Source organism: Bacillus sp. JFL15, assembly GCF_001184225.1.
Classification (GTDB): Bacteria; Bacillota; Bacilli; order Bacillales; family Bacillaceae; genus Bacillus; species Bacillus siamensis.
The window spans coordinates 3,424,534-3,444,517 of record NZ_KQ236689.1 but is presented as its reverse complement, the minus strand read 5'-3'; the positions used below and the strand labels follow the sequence as shown (position 1 = coordinate 3,444,517).

Genomic DNA, 19,984 nt, shown 5'->3' with positions numbered 1-19,984 from the left:
ACATGAATCAATGGATGGATCTTGCAGAGAGAGTGCTGGACGGGGCGGAAGTAACGAACCAGGAAGCGCTTGCCATTTTAAATTGCCCTGATGAGGATCTTTTATTGCTGATGCATGCCGCTTTTCATATTAGAAAACGATTTTACGGAAAAAAGGTAAAGCTGAATATGATTATGAATGCAAAGTCAGGCCTGTGTCCCGAAAATTGCGGGTACTGTTCACAATCTGCAATATCAAAAGCGCCGATTGAGTCTTATCGGATGGTGGATAAGCATATATTGCTTAAAGGGGCAAAACGCGCCCATGACCTGAATATAGGAACATACTGCATCGTCGCCAGCGGGCGGGGACCGTCGAACAGAGAAGTAGATCAAGTGGTTGATGCTGTCAAAGAAATTAAAGAAACGTACGGTTTGAAAATCTGCGCATGCCTCGGTCTGTTGAAGCCGGAACAGGCGGAGCGGCTGAAACAGGCAGGAGTCGACCGGTACAATCATAACATCAATACGTCACAAAGAAATCACGCAAACATTACGACCTCACACACGTATGACGACAGGGTCAACACTGTACAAATGGCGAAACAATCAGGGATGTCACCTTGTTCGGGTGTCATCGTCGGCATGAAAGAGACGAAACAGGACGTCATTGATATGGCGAACAGCTTGAAAGCGCTTGACGCAGACAGCATCCCGGTTAATTTTCTGCATGCGATTGACGGAACTCCGTTAGAAGGGGTAAGCGAATTAAATCCGGTGTATTGCCTGAAAGTGCTCGCCTTGTTCCGTTTTATCAATCCGGCAAAAGAAATCCGTATCTCAGGAGGACGGGAAGTCAACCTGCGTTCGCTGCAGCCGCTCGGTCTGTACGCGGCAAACTCTATATTCGTCGGTGATTACTTAACAACCTCAGGACAGCATGAAACAGAGGATCATAAAATGCTCCATGATCTAGGTTTTGAAGTTGAATCCGTCGAAGAAATGAAAGCCGGCTTACAATCCGCCTGCAAAACGGAGGTATAAGATGACGGCGGGCGTATCAATTTCACATCCGTCCCTCCAGGCGGATTCAGATTTTTGGAATGACCCTTACCCGTTTTATGACAAACTGCGGGCCATTGATCCTGTTTATAAAGGAACCGTATTAAAATATCCGGGCTGGTATGTCACCGGGTATAAAGAGGCGGAAGCGATTCTGAAAGACAACCGGTTTAAAAACCGTGTTCCTCTTCCGGAAGCTTCAACGAAATATCAAAATCTATCGCATATCCAGCACGATATGCTGTTATTTAAAAATCAATCAGACCATAAGCGGATCCGGATGGTTATAGGGAAAGAATTCACCGCAAAGACGGCGGAATCACTCCGCCCCTGTATAAAAGAAACGGCGCATGACTTATTGGATCAAGTCCAAAACAAAAAAACCGCAGACCTTGTTTCAGAGTTTGCCTTTCCATTGGCAAGCCTCATCATTGCGAAGATACTCGGAGTGCCGAAAGAGGAGAGATATCAATTCAGACAATGGACGGCAGACGTCATTCAGGCCATTGATTTTACCCGGTCAAGAAAGACGTTAGTCAGAGCAAGCGGCACCGCAGGCAGGATGACGTCATATTTCAGAGATTTGATTCACAAGCGGAAAATCCAGCCTCAGGAAGACTTGATCAGCAGGTTTATTGTAGAAGAACAGCTTTCAAAAGAGGAAGTACTCGCGACATGTGTATTACTTATCATAGCCGGACACGAGACGACGGTAAACCTCATAAGCAACGGTGTGTATACTTTATTGAAACACCCTGAACAGCTTAGCGCACTGAGAGAAAACCCCTCGCTTATTGAAACTGCAGTCGAGGAATGTTTGCGTTATGACAGCCCTACACAGCTGACGGCCCGCACCGCTTCAGAAGACTGCGAAATAAATGGAAAGATCATAAAAAAAGGAGAGCAGGTATATATCCTTTTAGGTGCAGCCAATCGCGATCCAAGCATATTCAATCAGCCTCACAAAATGGACATTGAAAGAAAACCGAATCCGCATCTTGCATTCGGAAAGAACGCCCATTTTTGCGTAGGTTCACGATTAGCGCGCATTGAAGCACAAATAGCCATTCTCACGCTGTTAGAGCGGATGCCTAAGCTTCGGCTGGCCGCACCCAGGCTTGAATACCGGAAGCTCATTGGTTTTAGGTCGCTCACAGAGCTTCCAGTTGTCATCGGCTGATGACCATGCAGGAGGGTCGGATTTTACCGGTTCCTCCTGCAGGAAATAAATGAAAGAAAAAAGAATACATATTTATAAAGCAAAAATCCTCTCTCTCCTATCCAAAAAAACTCACCGCTCAGCCATTCAATATAACGTAACAAGGGCTTCCTTTTCTTTCCGCCAAAACGGAAACTTCCGATTGTCCGGAATTCATTCGTTTTAAAAAAACGGAAAACCAAGCATGATGTAAGCTTGGCATGGTTGTTGCATTTTCTTCCTTCGAATCAATTTGTAAGCGTTCGCTATCATGAAGCAGAAAAGAGGGGGATTTGTGGACATTGTCATTATTTTATTGGCATTATGCTTGCTGATGTTTGCGGCTTATCGAGGCTTTTCAGTCATTTTATTTGCCCCGATTTGCGCGCTGTTTGCTGTGCTTCTGACAGATCCGAGCTTCGTACTTCCTTTCTTCTCGAATATATTTATGGAGAAGATGGCGGGCTTTATTAAGCTGTATTTTCCCGTATTTCTTTTGGGGGCTGTTTTTGGCAAGGTTGTTGAAATATCCGGGCTCGCCGAGTCGATCGCAAAAACAATCGTCAGGCTTGTGGGAGCAAAAAGAGCCATTCTTGCCATCGTCTTAATGGGTGCGATTTTAACGTACAGCGGCGTCAGTCTCTTCGTAGCGGTGTTTGCCGTCTATCCGTTTGCTAAAAACCTATTTATGAAAGCTGATATTCCCAAACGTCTGATACCCGGAACGATTGCATTGGGCGCTTTTACATTTACAATGGATGCGCTTCCCGGCACACCGCAAATTCAAAATGTCATTCCGACAGCATTTTTTAAAACAAACATTTATGCCGCTCCCTGGCTCGGACTGATTGGTGCAGCGTTTGTGCTTACGGCCGGGATGTTTTATTTAGAATTCCGGCGCAAGAAAGCGGCCGATGCAGGAGAAGGCTATGCTGGGTTTCCGTCTGAAGTTTCCGCTGCAAAGGAATCCTCAGGTCTGGCTTATGAAAAAAACACGCCTGATTTACTGCAGGAGGCAGAACCCAGTACCGCGCGGCAAGTGCTCGCCTTTATTCCGCTTATCCTTGTCGGGGTATTGAACAAATGCTTCACGATGTGGCTCCCGTATTGGTATCCCGACGGATTTGATTTTGCGCCGCTCGGTTTAGAAGCGTTCGGAAAGATTGATCTTTCTTCCGTCACTGCGATCTGGTCAGTAGAGCTCGCACTGTTCATCGGTATCATGACAACAATTTTGTTCGATTGGAAAAAAGTGCTCTTCAATTTGAAGGAAGGACTGAATGAGGGCATCGGGGGCGCCTTGCTGGCGTCAATGAATACAGGAGCCGAATACGGATTTGGCGGCATCATTGCAGCGCTTCCCGGCTTCAAAGCAGTCAGCAGCGGCATATCGCAGACGTTTACTGATCCGCTTGTCAATGGAGCGGTGACGACCACTGCGCTTGCCGGGATTACAGGGTCGGCCTCAGGAGGAATGGGCATCGCTTTAAGTACGATGTCCGCAACGTATACAGAAGCAATCCATACATTTCACATCCCGCCGGAAGTCATGCACCGGGTGATCTCGATGGCCTCCGGCGGGATGGACACTCTTCCGCATAATGGCGCCGTCATTACGCTGCTCGCGGTCACAGGGTTGACTCACCGCCAATCCTACAGAGATATCTTTGCCATTACCGTCATTAAAACAGCGGCTGTGTTTGTCATCATCGGTATTTACAGTCTGACGGGCCTTGTGTAGCCAAAACAGAAAGGGGAAGCGAATATGGGAAAAGGGAAAATCATGGATTCGTTTAAAGAAGCTGCTGAACTGATCAAAGACGGAGACACCCTCATCGCAGGAGGATTCGGCCTGTGCGGCATTCCGGAACAATTAATTCTCGCGATCAGGGACAGCGGCGTGAAAAACCTGACCGTTGTCAGTAATAACTGCGGTGTTGATGACTGGGGATTGGGCCTCTTGCTTGCAAATCGGCAGATCAAAAAAATGGTCGCATCCTATGTGGGAGAAAACAAAACCTTTGAACGGCAGTTTTTAAGCGGGGAGCTGGAAGTCGAATTGGTTCCCCAAGGAACGCTCGCAGAACGAATTCGCGCGGGAGGGGCGGGCATCCCGGGTTTTTATACATCTGCGGGCGTCGGGACATCAGTAGCCGAAGGAAAAGAACAGAAGACATTTGAAGGACGCACCTATCTTCTGGAGAAAGGAATTACAGGGAACGCCGCCATCGTAAAGGCCTGGAAAGCTGATCCTCTGGGCAACCTGGTTTTCAGAAAGACGGCGAGAAACTTCAATCCGCTCGCTGCCATGGCAGGCAAAGTGACGATTGCAGAGGCTGAAGAAATCGTCGATATCGGTGAGCTTGATCCGGATCACATTCATACACCGGGTATCTTTGTTCAGCATGTGCTCAAAAGCACAACACAAGAAAAACGGATCGAACGCCGCACCGTCCGGGAAGCATGAAGAAGGGAGCTGATCTTATGAAAGATGGCAGAAAACGAATGATCGCACGGGCAGTAAAGGAAATTAAAGACGGAATGAATGTGAATTTAGGGATAGGCATGCCGACGCTTGTCGCCAATGAAATCCCGGATCATTACAATGTGATGCTTCAGTCGGAAAACGGCTTGCTCGGAATCGGCCCTTATCCCCTTGCCGGAATGGAGGACCCAGATCTTATTAACGCCGGGAAAGAAACCATTACCGAAGTCAAAGGAGCCTCGTATTTTGACAGTGCCGAATCGTTTGCTATGATTCGCGGGGGGCACATTGATGTCGCCATCCTCGGCGGCATGGAAGTGTCCGAACGGGGAGATTTGGCGAACTGGATGATCCCCGGAAAAATGATTAAAGGAATGGGCGGCGCCATGGACTTGGTTCACGGAGCAAAACGGATCGTTGTCATCATGGAGCATGTGAATAAATATGGAGAGTCCAAAGTGAAATCGGAATGTACGCTGCCTTTAACCGGCAGGCAGGTCGTCGATCGGCTGATCACAGATTTGGCGGTATTCGATTTCTGCCAAGGCCGTATGACGCTGACCGAATTGCAGGAAGGCGCGGTATTAGAGGAAGTCCTCGAGAAAACCGAAGGCCGGTTCACTGTCAGTGAAGCATTAACGTCCCGGCGGAAATAAGGAGGTATCATCATGCATTCAATGCTGAAACACAAAACAGCTGTAGTGACAGGGGCAGCCAGAGGAATCGGATTTGAAATCGCTCAAGAGTTCACCCGTGAAGGAGCCTCCGTTCTCATAGCGGATGTTAATGAACAGGCGGGAAAAGAAGCTGCTGCAAAACTCAGCGGAGAAGGCGCCCATGCCATCAGCATCACGTGTGATGTAACAGATGAAAAACAAACGGCCGATATGATTCAAACAGCTCTGACAGAATTCGGTCGGCTCGATATTCTCGTAAATAACGCGGGCATTCAGCATATCGCCCCCATCGAGGAATTTCCCGCGGAACAGTTTGAAAGGCTCATCCGTGTCATGCTGACTGGACCGTTTCTCACCATGAAACATGCATTCCCCGTCATGAAAAAACAGCAGTTCGGACGGATCATCAATATGGCGTCTGTCAACGGACTGATCGGTTTTTACGGAAAAGCGGCATATAACAGCGCCAAGCATGGCGTCATCGGCTTAACGAAAGTCGGCGCACTTGAAGGCGCGGCTGACGGCATTACCGTCAATGCGCTTTGCCCGGGATATGTGGACACTCAGCTTGTCCGCAATCAGTTAAAGGATATTTCCGCAACAAGGAATGTACCGTACGAAAGGGTGCTGGAGGACGTCATCTTTCCGCTCGTTCCCCAAAAACGGCTGCTGTCAGTGAAGGAAATTGCGGATTACGCCGTATTTTTGGCCAGCGACAAAGCAAAAGGCGTCACCGGTCAGGCCGTCGTTATGGACGGCGGGTATACCGCTCAATAGTTCTGATACCCATGAAAAAACAGCCGTTCTGAGCGGCTGTTTTTTTCTGTCCAAATAAGATTGGGGTTCTTGATAAGCAAGATGGTGAATGCTGACGGAAGGTTACAAAACAATGTAAACAAAAAAACAGCCGGAATTTAATCGATTGAGAATGCATCAATCGGTATGGAGCGGGATCATCCGTATGTGCTGCGCCGCATTTCACTGCTGATTTTCCTCTTCCAATTCCATTCCTGCACCCCCAGTTTACAATCCTTCACAGATATACAAATGGACTTTTACAATAAACAGAAAAGATGTAATTTCTGACACAATTATGCCGATATACCCAAAAAATATGAAGCATCAAGGGCGCACCCTGAGTGAAGAAGAGTCGGTAACAGGCTTCCAGGCCGGATCTTATCACCTCTCTTTAAGACTGATTTTTCAGTGTCAGCTCCATCTTGTATTTTATGAACAATTATAACCAGTTCGTTTGTGAAATCGAACAATAACTCCTCCGAAAGTATTCTATACACCTTTGTTATAATCATGCTACGATGTTATATAAAGGGATATATTGTATGATATTGGATCAATGTTCAATACGATCGGAGGGAGCTCATGAACAATCTTGCCTTTTTATTTCCTGGACAAGGATCTCAATTTGTAGGAATGGGCAAACAATTTTGGAATGATTTCGGGGTCGCAAAAAGATTATTTGAAGAAGCGGGCGACGCGATCTCCTTGGATATAAAAAAGCTGTGTTTTACCGGTGATATGAATGAATTAACAAAAACAATGAATGCGCAGCCCGCTATTTTAACGGTCAGTGTGATTGCGTTTCAAGTGTATATGCAAGAAATAGGGGTTAAGCCGCGCTTTCTTGCAGGTCACAGCTTAGGAGAATACTCGGCGCTTGTCTGTGCCGGCGCCCTTTCTTTTCATGATGCCGTTACACTTGTAAGGCGGCGGGGAATTCTTATGCAAAATGCGGATCCTCAGCAGCAGGGAACGATGGCTGCTGTGACCCGGCTCTCTCTTCAAACATTGCAAGAAATGTGTGCGAAAGTGTCGACAGAAGACTTTCCGGCAGGTGTAGCCTGCATGAATTCAGACCGGCAGCATGTCATTTCCGGACACCGGCAAGCTGTGGAGCGTGTCATCAGGATGGCGGAGGAAAAGGGGGCGGCATACACTTATTTAAATGTAAGTGCACCTTTTCACAGTTCAATGATAAGATCGGCATCCGAACAATTCCAGAGTGCATTACACCAGTATTCCTTCCGGGATGCCGCATGGCCGATCATTTCAAATGTCACCGCGCGCCCTTACAGCAGCGGAAATTCGATCTGCGAACATCTCAAGCAGCACATGACGATGCCGGTAAGATGGGCGGAATCAATGCATTACTTGCTTTTACACGGAGTCACGGAAGTCATCGAAATGGGGCCGAACAATGTCTTATCCGGTCTGCTGAAAAAAATAACGAATCACATTGTACCTTATCCCTTTGGACAGACATCTGATATTCACCCGCTTTCCAATTCAGCGGAAAGAAAGAAGCATATTGTCCGTTTACGCAAAAAACAGCTGAATAAATTGATGATTCAATCCGTTATTGCGCGAAATTATAACAAGGATTCAGCGGCTTATTCCAATATGACGACGTCATTATTTACGCAAATCCAAGAGCTGAAAGAGAGAATGGAAAGACATGAAAATGAGCTCTCAGAACAAGAGCTCGAACATTCGATCCATTTATGCAAATTAATTTGCAAGGCTAAACAGCTTCCGGCATGGGAAGAATTGCGGATTTTAAAATAAAGCGCCCAGGAGGGGACCTATGTATACCAGTCAATTCCAAACCTTAGTAGATGTCATTCGGGAAAGAAGCAATATCTCTGATCGCGGAATCCGTTTTATCGAATCCGATAAAAAAGAGACAGTTGTCTCTTACCGCCAATTGTTTGAAGAAGCGAAAGGCTTTCTTGGCTATTTACAGCATATCGGCATTCAGCCGAAGCAGGAAATTGTATTTCAAATCCAAGAAAACAAATCATTTGTCGTTGCTTTTTGGGCTTGTATATTAGGAGGAATGATCCCGGTACCGGTCAGTATCGGAGAAGATGATGACCATAAGCTGAAGGTGTGGCGCATTTGGAATATATTAAATCATCCGTTTCTGATTGCCTCTGAAAAAGTATTGGACAAAATAAAGAAATACGCTGCAGAACACGATTTACAGGATTTCCATCATCAATTAAACGAAAAATCTGACATCATTCAAGATCAAACCTACGATTACCCCGCTTCGTTTTATGAACCTGATGCGGATGAACTGGCTTTTATCCAATTTTCTTCCGGATCGACAGGAGATCCAAAAGGAGTCATGTTAACGCATCACAACTTAATACATAACACGTGCGCCATTGGGACTGCCCTAGCCATTCATTCGAAAGACTCTTTCTTATCATGGATGCCTTTAACGCATGATATGGGGCTCATCGCCTGCCACCTTGTTCCCTTCATAACCGGAATCAATCAAAATCTAATGCCTACAGAATTATTTATTCGCAGACCTATTCTTTGGATGAAAAAAGCTCATGAACATAAAGCCAGTATTCTATCCTCTCCTAATTTCGGGTACAACTACTTCCTTAAATTTCTGAAAAACGAACCAGACTGGGATTTATCCCATATCAAAGTCATCGCAAACGGTGCAGAACCGATATTGCCGGAGCTCTGTGACGAATTTTTGAAAAGATGCGCAGCATTCAATCTGAAAAGATCCGCTATTTTGAATGTTTACGGTTTAGCGGAAGCTTCGGTTGGCGCAGCGTTTTCTAAAATAGGTAAAGAATTCGTTCCTGTTTATTTGCATCGTGACTATTTAAATCTTGGTGAACGAGCTGTAAAAGTCAGCAAAGAGGATCAACATTGCGCTTCATTCGTCGAAGTGGGACAACCCATTGACTATTGTCAGCTTCGGATCTCCGACGGAGCAAATGAAAGAGCAGAAGACGGAATCATCGGTCACATCCAGATTAAAGGAGACAATGTGACTCAAGGGTATTATAACAACCCCGAGAGTACGGAAAAAGCGCTGACTTCTGACGGCTGGGTAAAAACGGGAGACCTCGGATTCATTAATGAAAGTGGCAACTTAGTCGTAACCGGAAGAGAAAAGGACATTATTTTCGTGAACGGAAAAAATATCTACCCGCACGATATTGAACGGGTTGCGATTGAAATGGAAGAGGTTGACTTAGGAAGGGTTGCCGCCTGCGGGGTATATGACCAAAAGACACAAAGCGGAGAAATCGTGCTCTTTGTTGTTTTCAAAAAATCGCCTGAAAAATTTGCCCCGCTTGTCAAAGAGATCAAAAAGCATTTATACCAGCGGGGCGGCTGGAGCATAAAAGAAGTACTCCCGATCAAAAAGCTGCCAAAAACGACGAGCGGGAAGGTGAAACGATATGAACTGGCCAGACAGTATGAGGCAGGGGATTTTTCATTAGAGTCTGCCGCCATTAATGAATGTTTGGAGAGCGGCCCGGAAAAAACCGGACAGACTCCCATTCATGAAATCGAAACGGAATTACTGTCTATCTTTTCCGATGTGCTCGATGGGAAAAAGGTTCACCTCACTGACAGTTATTTTGATATGGGCGCAAATTCATTACAGTTATCACAGGCTGCCGAGCGTATAGAACAGAGATTTGGACGCGAGCTTGCCGTCTCCGATCTCTTTACGTATCCTTCTATTACTGATTTAGCGGCATATCTGTCTGAAAGCCGTGCTGAGATCAAGCAGGACGTGACAGCGAAACCAAACCATGTGACACCGAAAGATATCGCCATTATCGGGATGTCGCTCAATGTCCCGGGAGCATCGACCAAAAGTGATTTTTGGGATTTGCTAGAAAAAGGAGAGCACAGCATTCGAGAATACCCTGCATCCCGGCTGAAAGATGCGGCGGATTATTTAAAGTCCATCCAAAGTGAATTCAATGAGAATCAGTTTGTGAAGGGCGGTTATTTAGATGAAATCGACCGTTTTGATTATTCGTTTTTCGGTTTAGCGCCTAAAACCGCTCAGTTTATGGATCCTAACCAAAGACTGTTTTTGCAGTCTGCATGGCATGCGATTGAAGATGCGGGCTATGCCGGGGACGGGATAAACGGGAGCCGGGTCGGGGTATATGCGGGGTACTCGAAGGTGGGCTACGATTATGAACGCCTCCTTTCTGCGAATTATCCGGAGGAACTTCATCAATATATAGTAGGCAATCTTCCTTCCGTGTTAGCCAGCCGGATCGCTTATTTCTTAAATTTAAAAGGGCCGGCGGTCACAGTGGATACAGCTTGCTCTTCATCGCTTGCCGCCGTTCATATGGCATGCAAATCTTTAATTTCCGGCGATTGTGACATGGCACTTGCCGGCGGGATCCGGACATCGCTCTTGCCGATCCGTATCGGACTTGATATGGAATCCTCGGACGGGTACACGAAAACGTTCAGCAAAGATTCAGACGGCACCGGCTCGGGTGAAGGCGCGGCGGCAGTCCTGTTAAAACCTTTGCAGGATGCAGTTCGCGACGGAGACCATATTTACGGCGTGATTAAAGGAAGCGCGATAAATCAAGACGGAACGACCGCCGGGATTACCGCACCGAATCCGGCAGCTCAGACTGAGGTCATTGAGACGGCCTGGAAAGACGCGGGCATTGCTCCTGAAACGCTGTCTTTCATCGAAGCGCATGGCACCGGAACGAAGCTCGGCGATCCGGTTGAATTTAACGGGCTTTGTAAAGCGTTTGAAAAACACACGGCAAAAAAGCAATTTTGTGCGATTGGTTCTGTTAAATCGAACATCGGTCATTTGTTTGAAGCAGCAGGCATCGTCGGACTGATCAAATCTGTCCTCATGCTGAATCATAAGAAAAACCCGCCTTTAGCGCACTTTAACGAACCTAATCCGCTCATTCATTTTCACTCTTCACCATTTTATGTGAATCAGGAAGCTGCGGAGTTCACATCCGGTGATGAGCCGCTGCGAGGCGGAATCAGCTCGTTCGGTTTTAGCGGAACGAACGCTCATGTGGTATTGGAGGAATATACTTCTCAAAATGAGGATGCACCCGAGGACGAACATGAGCCGCACCTATTTGTTTTATCCGCTCATACTGAAAAATCACTCTATGAACTCGCACAGCAGTACCGTCAATATGTAGCAGATGACAGCCAAGCTTCATTGAAGTCCATTTGCTATACAGCCGGCACGGGCAGGGCTCATTTGGATCATGGCATTGCCATGATTGTATTCAGTAAGCAGGAATTATGTGACAAGCTGACTTCTGTAATCCAAGGAGACAGACATCTTCCCGGAGTATACGTTGGTTATAAGAACTCGAAGGAAATGCTGCCTGCCCATAAAGAGGAGCTGAATAAACAAGCAGCCGCTCTGATGGAGCAGCGTATACGTACACATGATGAACGGATCGCATGGCTGAATCGCGCCGCCGAATTATTTGTGCAGGGAGCCGTTATAGACTGGAGCGCCATTTACGCCGGTGAAACCGTACAAAAAACGCCATTGCCCCTGTATCCGTTTGAACGGAACCGCTGCTGGGCTGAAGCTGACCAATTGCGCCTAAACGAGGGCCAAGAGAAAGGAGAAGCCGCATTGAACATCAATCAATCGAAGGCGCATATTGAATCCTTCCTGAAAACTGTCATCAGCAATTCTTCCGGAATCAGAGCGGAGGAACTCGATCTGAATGCCCATTTTATCGGGCTCGGAATGGATTCTATCATGCTGTCACAGGTCAAAAAAGCTATCGCGGATGAATTTGGGATAGACATCCCGATGGATCGTTTTTTTGATACGATGAACAACCTTCAAAGTGTCATCGATTACTTGGCTGAGACCGTTCCATCGTCTCATGCATCCGCTCCGGCTCAAGAGAATGTTCCGGCGCAGGAAACACTGGTCATTCCAGAAGCACAGCCTGAATCTGGTCACAGAGAAGATCATCAAGGGCATATGCTCGAAAAAATAATCGCTTCTCAGAATCAATTAATCCAGGACACCTTGCAAGCTCAGTTAAATAGCTTTAATTTGCTGAAAAACGGCGGTCATCATTCCGATGTGAAAGAACACGATAAAACCCAAGAGAAACCAATTCCTTCTGTCAAGCAGGGGCCTCCGGCTGTCACTGCAGAAAAGACATTGACTCGAGAAACGAAACCTTATGTTCCTTTTCAGCCTCAGAACCTGCATGAACAGGGACACTATACCGCACGGCAAAAACAATATTTAGAAGATTTCATCGTGAAATATGCAGATAAAACGAAAGGTTCCAAACAGTATACGGACAAAACCCGATTTGCTCATGCAAATAATCGCAACTTGTCCAGCTTCCGTTCATATTGGAAGGAAATCGTGTACCCGATTATCGCTGAACGTTCTGACGGTTCCAAGATGTGGGATGTTGACGGCAATGAATACATTGATATCACCATGGGATTCGGGGTTAACCTTTTCGGACACCATCCTTCCTTTATTACACAGGTTATCGATGATTCAGTCCGTTCATCATTGCCTCCGCTCGGCCCGATGTCGGATGTCGCAGGAGAAGTTGCGGATCGGATCCGCACATGCACTGGGGTGGAAAGGGTCGCTTTCTATAATTCCGGAACAGAGGCTGTCATGGTTGCCCTTCGTTTAGCGCGGGCGGCAACAGGAAGAAAGAAAGTTGTGGCCTTCTCGGGATCTTATCACGGTACGTTTGACGGGGTATTAGGGGTTGCCGGCACTAAAGGCGGAGCCTCGTCTGCGAATCCGCTGGCTCCGGGTATACTGCAGAGCTATATGGATGATTTGATTATTTTACATTACAACAATCCCGATTCGCTCGATGTGATTCGCAGCCTCGGTGATGAATTGGCAGCCGTACTGGTGGAACCTGTACAAAGCCGCAGGCCGGATTTGCAGCCGCGGGCATTTTTGAAAGAATTGCGGGCGATCACGCAGCAATCCGGAACAGCTTTGATTATCGATGAAATTATTACCGGATTTCGGATCGGTCTCGGCGGCGCCCAGGAATGGTTCGGTATTCAGGCTGATTTAGTGACCTACGGAAAAATCATCGGCGGCGGACAGCCGTTAGGGATTGTTGCCGGAACAGCTGAGTTCATGAATGCGATCGACGGGGGAACCTGGCAGTATGGGGACGATTCCTATCCGCAAGATGAGGCGAAACGCACGTTTGTGGCCGGCACATTCAATACTCACCCGCTTACCATGAGAATGTCGTTAGCCGTGCTTCGCCATTTACAAACCGAGGGAGAACACCTGTATGAACAGCTGAATCAAAAAACAGCCTCCCTGGTTGATCGGCTAAATCGCTTCTTTGAACAATCGCAAGTGCCTATCCGCATGGTTCAATTCGGTTCTTTATTCCGGTTTGTCTCATCGCTTGATAACGACTTGTTCTTTTACCATCTCAATTATAAAGGGATCTATGTGTGGGAAGGACGCAACTGCTTCCTATCCACAGCGCATACCGCGGATGATATTGAACACATCATTCAAGCTGTTAAAGACACGGTGAAGGATCTTCGCCGAGGCGGATTTATTCCGGAAGGCCCGGATTCTCCTGATGACGGCGGGCATAACAAATCCGGGGCGTACGAGCTTTCAGATGAACAAAAACAATTGGTCATGGCATCCCATTATGGGAATGAAGCTTCTGCAGCTTTAAACCAGTCCATTATGCTGAAAATAAAGGGCGAACTGCAGCATACACCATTAAAACAAGCCGTCCGGCATATCGTCGACCGTCATGAAGCTTTACGTACGGTGATTCATCCCGATGACGAAGTACAGCAAGTGCAGGAACGAATGGCTATAGAAATACCTGTCATTGATTTTACCGGTCACCAGGAAGAGCGGCGGGAAACAGAAATTCAGAAATGGCTGACTGAAGATGCCAAGCGGCCGTTTCACTTCCAAGAACAAAAGCCCTTGTTTCGAATCCATGTGCTTACATCGGCCCACAATGAACACCTGATTGTGCTCACGTTCCATCATATCATTGCTGATGGATGGTCGATCGCCGTTTTTGTTCAAGAGCTGGAGACCAGCTACGCGGCAATCGTACAAGGAAAATCAATTCAGCAAAAAGAGGCCGCTGCTTCGTTTCGCCAATATTTAGACTGGCAGCAGGCGCAAATTGACAGCGGCCATTATGAAGAAGGAGTCCGGTATTGGCGGCATCATTTCTCAGAACCGATACAGCAGGCAGTCCTGCCGGGCGCCGCTTCTCCCCGCCATCAGAACGGATACGAGGGAGACCGGTGTACCGTCCGGCTTGGGCGGCCTTTAAGCGAGGCCTTAAAGTCTTTAAGCATTCGGATGAAAAATAGCGTATTTGTAACGATGCTTGGTGCATTTCACCTTTTTCTGCACCGGCTTACCAAACAGACGGGCCTTGTAATCGGGATGCCGACAGCCGGTCAATCCCATATGAAACAGCATGATCTGATTGGAAATTGCGTCAATATGATTCCGGTAAAAAACACGGCTTCTTCAGAAAGTACTTTATCCGGCTATCTGGGCCGGATGAAAGAAAACGTGAATCAAGCCATGCGCCATCAAGCCGTTCCGATGACACTGACGGCCAGAGAACTTCCGCACGATCATGTGCCGGACATGCGTATTATTTTTAATTTGGACAGGCCTTTTCGAAAGCTTCACTTCGGAAAGGCGGAAGCTGAGCTCGTTGCTTACCCTATGAAATGCATTTCATACGATCTGTTTCTTAACGTAACGGATGTGGATCAAGAATACATTCTTGATTTTGATTTTAATACGAATGTCGTCAGTCCGGAGATCATGAAAAAGTGGGGAGCGGGCTTTACGACATTGCTACAAAAGATGGTTGAGGGGGATTCAGTCCCTCTTAACGCCTTGGTGATGTTTTCCGATGAAGAACAGCATCATTTACAAGAACTTTACGCTGAACACCAAAAGCGGGTTTCTTCAATCGTAAGCAATACGGAAAACCTTGCTGATGCCTACGAGGCGCCGGCAAATGAAACGGAGCGGCAGCTGGCGCAGATTTGGGAGGAGCTTTTCGGCCTTGAGCGGGTTGGCAGATTAGATCGCTTTCTGGAACTGGGAGGAAACTCACTCCAAGCCACGCTTATGCTTTCCAAAGTTCAGAAGACATTTCAGCAAAAAGTTTCCATCGGACAATTTTTCAATCATCAGACTGTTAAGGAATTAGCACGTTTCATTCAGAATGAAACGAAAGTCATGCACCTCCCAATCAAAGCTGCTGAGAAAAAAGCGTATTACCCGACATCGCCGGCGCAGCAAAGAGTCTATTTCCTCCACCAAATGGAGCCGGATCAGCTGGCTCAAAATATGTTCGGGCAAATATCAATTATAGGGAAGTACGATGAGCAAGCCTTGATTTCTTCCCTTCAGCAAGTCATAGAGCGGCATGAAGCGTTTCGCACATACTTTGAAATGATAGACGGGGAAATCGTTCAGAAACTTGAAAACGAAGTCGATTTTAACGTTAAAGTCCGGACCATGAGCCGGAACGAATTTGAAGCTTATGCAGACCGATTTGTAAAACCGTTCCGCTTGGAACAAGCTCCTTTGGTTCGCGCGGAGCTGATCAAGATTGAAAACGAGCAGGCCGAACTGCTCATCGATATGCACCATATCATTTCGGACGGTTATTCCGTCAACATCCTTACAAATGAATTGCTGGCTTTATATCATCAAAAACCGCTACCGGATATTGAATTTGAATATAAAGATTTCGCAGAATGGCAAAACCAATGGCTGAATGAGGATGCCATGAAGCGGCAGGAGGCATATTGGCTGGAACAATTTCAAGACGAAATCCCGGTCCTTCAATTGCCGACAGACGGCTCAAAAGCGGCGGAGCAGTCTTCCGAGGGACAGCGCGTGACGTGCTCCTTACAGCCTGATGTCATCCGTTCGCTGCAAGAGCTGGCGCAAAAAGCGGGAACGACTCTCTATACGGTGATGCTGGCCGCCTACAAAGTGCTGCTACATAAATATACGGGCCAAGAAGATGTTGTCGTAGGTACGCCTGCTTCAGGAAGAAATCATCCGGATATTGAAAATATCATCGGTATTTTCATACAAACCATCGGAATCCGAACGAAGCCGCACGCCAATCGAAAGTTCTCGGATTACCTGGAAGAAGTAAAGCGGCAGACGCTTGACGCTTTCGAAAACCAAGACTATCCACTCGACAGGCTTGTGGAGAAATTAAATGTCCAGCGGGAAACAACGGGAACATCGCTGTTTAACACGATGTTTGTGTTTCAAAATATTGAATTTCATGAGATCCGGCATGATGAATGTACGTTTAAGGTGAAAGAGCGAAATCCCGGAGTCTCTTTATATGATTTGATGCTGACGATCGAAGATGCCGGACAACAAATCGAGATGCATTTTGATTTTAAATCGGGACAGTTTGAAAAAGACACCATTGAACAGATCACCAGACACTATACCGGCATTTTAAACAGCCTTGTGGAGCAGCCGGAGATGACGCTGTCTTCCGTTCCTATGCTGTCTGAAACCGAACGGCATCAATTGCTGACGGAGTGTAATGACACAAAGACGCCGTATCCGCATAAGGAAACAGTAACCCGATGGTTTGAAAAACAGGCGGCACAGCGGCCCGATCATGCAGCCGTTATTTTTGGCAATGAGCAGTATACGTACAGACAGCTCAATGAACGGGCGAACCAATTGGCGCGGACGTTACGGATAAAAGGCGTACAAGCGGATCAATTCGTTGCCATCCTTTCTCCGCATTGCCTTGAGCTGATTGTTGGAATTTTGGCAGTTCTGAAATCCGGCGGTGCATATGTGCCTATTGACCCTGAATATCCGGAAGATCGGATTCAATATATGCTGAGAGATTCAAAAGCGGAGGTTGTGTTGACACTTCAGAGCCTGCAAGATCAATTACCGTATGATGGTGACGTTGTGCTTTTGGATGAGGAAAGTTCATATCATGAGGACCGCTCGAATCTTGAATTGGATAGCAATGCACATGATTTGGCCTACATGATCTATACGTCGGGTTCTACGGGAAATCCGAAAGGTGTACTCATTGAGCACCAAGGGCTGGCTAATTATATTTGGTGGGCGAAAGAGGTTTATGTAAAGGGTGAGAAAACCAACTTCCCATTATACTCTTCCATCTCTTTCGATCTGACGGTGACTTCGATATTTACACCGCTGGCTACAGGAAATACCATCGTTGTCTTCGATGGAGAGGACAAAAGCACCGTGCTTTCTGAGATTATAAAGGACACAAGAATAGACATGATCAAATTGACACCGGCACATTTGCACGTCATCAGGGAGATGAATATAGCAGGCGGCACCGCAATACGGAAAATGATTGTGGGCGGAGAAAATTTAAGCACCCGTCTGGCCAAAAGTGTCAGCGAGCAGTTTAAAGGCCGGCTGGACATTTTCAATGAATACGGACCGACGGAAGCTGTCGTCGGATGTATGATTTATCACTTCGACGCAGAACGGGACAAGCGGGAATTTGTACCGATCGGCACTCCGGCTGCCAATACGGATATTTATGTGGCCGATGCAAGCAGAAACCTGGTTCCGGTCGGGGTAATCGGCGAAATGTATATCAGCGGACCGGGTGTGGCCAGAGGGTATTGGAACCGCCCGGATTTAACGGCAGAGAAATTTATTGAAAACCCATTTATACCGGGAGCGAAGATGTACAAAACAGGGGATTTGGCTAAACGATTGAAGGATGGAAATCTTGTATATATTGGGCGCGTTGATGAACAAGTCAAAATCAGGGGACACCGAATCGAGCTTGGGGAAATTGAAGCGGCGATGCATAACGCGGAAGCGGTGCAAAAAGCCGCGGTTACAGTGAAAGAAGAAGAAGACGGCTTAAAACAATTATGCGCGTATTACGTAAGCGACAAGCCTATAGCGGCTGCGCAGCTTAGGGAACAACTGTCATCCGAGCTTCCGGACTTCATGATTCCTTCTTATTTTGTCCGTCTGGACGATATGCCGTTAACGTCCAACGGGAAAATAAACCGTAAGGCACTGCCCGCGCCAGAAGCGAGTCTTCAGCAGACAGCTGAATATGTTCCGCCGGGCAATGAGGCGGAGTCCAAACTCGCAGATTTATGGCAGGAAGTGCTCGGAATAAGCCGTGCGGGGATTAAACATAATTTCTTTGATCTCGGAGGAAACTCCATTCGCGCAGCGGCCTTAGCCGCCAGAATTCAAAAAGAGCTGGATGTGAATCTGTCTCTAAAAGACATATTCAAGTTTCCTACCATTGAACAATTGGCTGAAAAGACGTTACACATGGACAAAAATCAATATATACCGATCCCGGCCGCAAAGGAAATGTCCTATTATCCGGTTTCTTCAGCTCAGAGACGGATGTATTTGTTAAGTCACGCAGAAGGCGGCGAACTGACTTACAATATGACGGGTGCCATGAGCGTGGAAGGAGACGTTGATCCCGACCGGTTAAACGACGCTTTCCAAAAATTAATCGAGCGTCATGAAGCGTTGCGGACCAGCTTTGAATTATATGAAGGTGAGCCGGCGCAGCGAATTCATCAGAGCGTCGAATTTACAATAGAACAAATTCAAGCAAGCGAAGAAGAAGCGGAAGACCGTGTGCTTGAATTCATCCAAGCGTTTGATTTAGCCAAACCGCCTCTGATGCGAGCGGGATTAATTGAACTTGAACCTTTGCGGCATGTGCTTGTGGTTGATATGCATCATATCATTTCTGACGGCGTGTCCGTCAATATTATGATGAACGATCTGAGCCGGCTCTACGCAGGGAACCAACCGGACCCGCTTTCAGTTCAATATAAAGATTATGCGGTCTGGCAGCAATCGGACATTCAGAGACGGAACATTAAGAGCCAGGAAGCGTATTGGCTGGAGCAGTTTCACGATGACATTCCCGTACTGGATATGCCTGCGGATTATGAGAGACCTGCCATACGCGATTACGAAGGCGAATCCTTCGAATTTGTTATACCGGAACACTTGAAACAGCGTTTAAGCCATATGGAAGAAGAAACAGGCGCAACACTGTATATGATTTTATTGGCGGCCTATACGATTCTTTTATCTAAATACAGCGGACAAGAGGATATTATCGTAGGAACGCCGTCTGCCGGGCGGACTCATTTGGATGTGGAGTCCGTTGTGGGAATGTTCGTCAATACGTTAGTCATTCGGAATCACCCGGCGGGCCGTAAAACATTTGATGCCTACTTAAACGAAGTAAAGGAAAACATGCTGAACGCCTATAAAAATCAAGACTATCCGTTGGAAGAATTGATACAGCATTTACATCTTCCGAAAGATTCAAGCCGCAATCCTTTATTCGATACGATGTTTGTGCTGCAAAATCTCGACCAGGCTGAATTGACATTTGATTCCCTGCAGCTCAAGCCATATCCATTTCATCATCCGGTTGCCAAGTTCGATTTGACCTTGTCGATTCAGGCGGATCACGACAACTATCACGGGCTGTTTGAATATTCGAAAAAACTGTTTAAGAAAAGCAGAATCGAGATTCTATCAAACGACTATTTACACATCCTATCAGCGATTCTGGAACAGCCGGACATTCTGATCGATCAAATCGGATTGAGCGGAAGTATTGAGGAAGAAGAGAACGCGCTTGATTCTATTCAATTGAACTTTTAGGGAAAAGCATTTATTTCTTTAAATTATATAAAA

The 19,984-nt window shown here is 46.7% G+C and carries 8 protein-coding genes; all 8 read left to right on the top strand.

The window, feature by feature from the left end; genetic code table 11:
• Positions 1–2 precede the first annotated feature (2 nt).
• Positions 3–1,022: a biotin synthase BioB gene (gene bioB, locus AD710_RS16875; RefSeq protein WP_016935940.1), complete on the top strand. Its 1,020-nt coding sequence runs from the start codon at positions 3–5 to the stop codon at positions 1,020–1,022.
• 1 nt (position 1,023) lies between these two features.
• A complete protein-coding gene (locus AD710_RS16870; RefSeq protein WP_049628569.1) occupies positions 1,024–2,220 on the top strand; it encodes a cytochrome P450 in 1,197 nt (398 codons plus the stop codon).
• A 313-nt stretch (positions 2,221–2,533) separates the two neighbouring features.
• Positions 2,534–3,979: a GntP family permease gene (locus AD710_RS16860; protein ID WP_049628567.1), complete on the top strand. Its 1,446-nt coding sequence runs from the start codon at positions 2,534–2,536 to the stop codon at positions 3,977–3,979.
• Positions 3,980–4,003: 24 nt separating this feature from the next.
• Positions 4,004–4,705 carry a CoA transferase subunit A gene (locus tag AD710_RS16855; RefSeq protein WP_016935944.1) on the top strand — a complete coding sequence of 234 codons (702 nt, stop codon included), beginning with the start codon at positions 4,004–4,006 and terminating at the stop codon, positions 4,703–4,705.
• Positions 4,706–4,722: 17 nt separating this feature from the next.
• Positions 4,723–5,379: a 3-oxoacid CoA-transferase subunit B gene (locus tag AD710_RS16850; RefSeq protein ID WP_049628566.1), complete on the top strand. Its 657-nt coding sequence runs from the start codon at positions 4,723–4,725 to the stop codon at positions 5,377–5,379.
• A gap of 12 nt (positions 5,380–5,391) precedes the next feature.
• A complete protein-coding gene (locus tag AD710_RS16845) occupies positions 5,392–6,177 on the top strand; it encodes a 3-hydroxybutyrate dehydrogenase (protein ID WP_049628565.1) in 786 nt (261 codons plus the stop codon).
• 603 nt (positions 6,178–6,780) lie between these two features.
• Positions 6,781–7,983: an ACP S-malonyltransferase gene (gene fabD, locus AD710_RS16840; RefSeq protein WP_049628564.1), complete on the top strand. Its 1,203-nt coding sequence runs from the start codon at positions 6,781–6,783 to the stop codon at positions 7,981–7,983.
• A 19-nt stretch (positions 7,984–8,002) separates the two neighbouring features.
• Positions 8,003–19,951, top strand: a complete 11,949-nt coding sequence (locus tag AD710_RS16835; protein WP_049628563.1) for a non-ribosomal peptide synthetase/type I polyketide synthase — start codon at positions 8,003–8,005, stop codon at positions 19,949–19,951.
• The last annotated feature ends 33 nt before the right edge of the window (positions 19,952–19,984 follow it).

What these genes read in the sequence shown, in the direction of transcription:
- bioB (WP_016935940.1), top strand. Translation starts at nt 3, where the DNA reads ATGAATCAATGGATGGATCTTGCAGAGAGAGTGCTGGACGGGGCGGAA.
- AD710_RS16870 (WP_049628569.1), top strand. Translation starts at nt 1,024, where the DNA reads ATGACGGCGGGCGTATCAATTTCACATCCGTCCCTCCAGGCGGATTCA.
- AD710_RS16855 (WP_016935944.1), top strand. Translation starts at nt 4,004, where the DNA reads ATGGGAAAAGGGAAAATCATGGATTCGTTTAAAGAAGCTGCTGAACTG.
- AD710_RS16850 (WP_049628566.1), top strand. Translation starts at nt 4,723, where the DNA reads ATGAAAGATGGCAGAAAACGAATGATCGCACGGGCAGTAAAGGAAATT.
- AD710_RS16845 (WP_049628565.1), top strand. Translation starts at nt 5,392, where the DNA reads ATGCATTCAATGCTGAAACACAAAACAGCTGTAGTGACAGGGGCAGCC.
- fabD (WP_049628564.1), top strand. Translation starts at nt 6,781, where the DNA reads ATGAACAATCTTGCCTTTTTATTTCCTGGACAAGGATCTCAATTTGTA.
- AD710_RS16835 (WP_049628563.1), top strand. Translation starts at nt 8,003, where the DNA reads ATGTATACCAGTCAATTCCAAACCTTAGTAGATGTCATTCGGGAAAGA.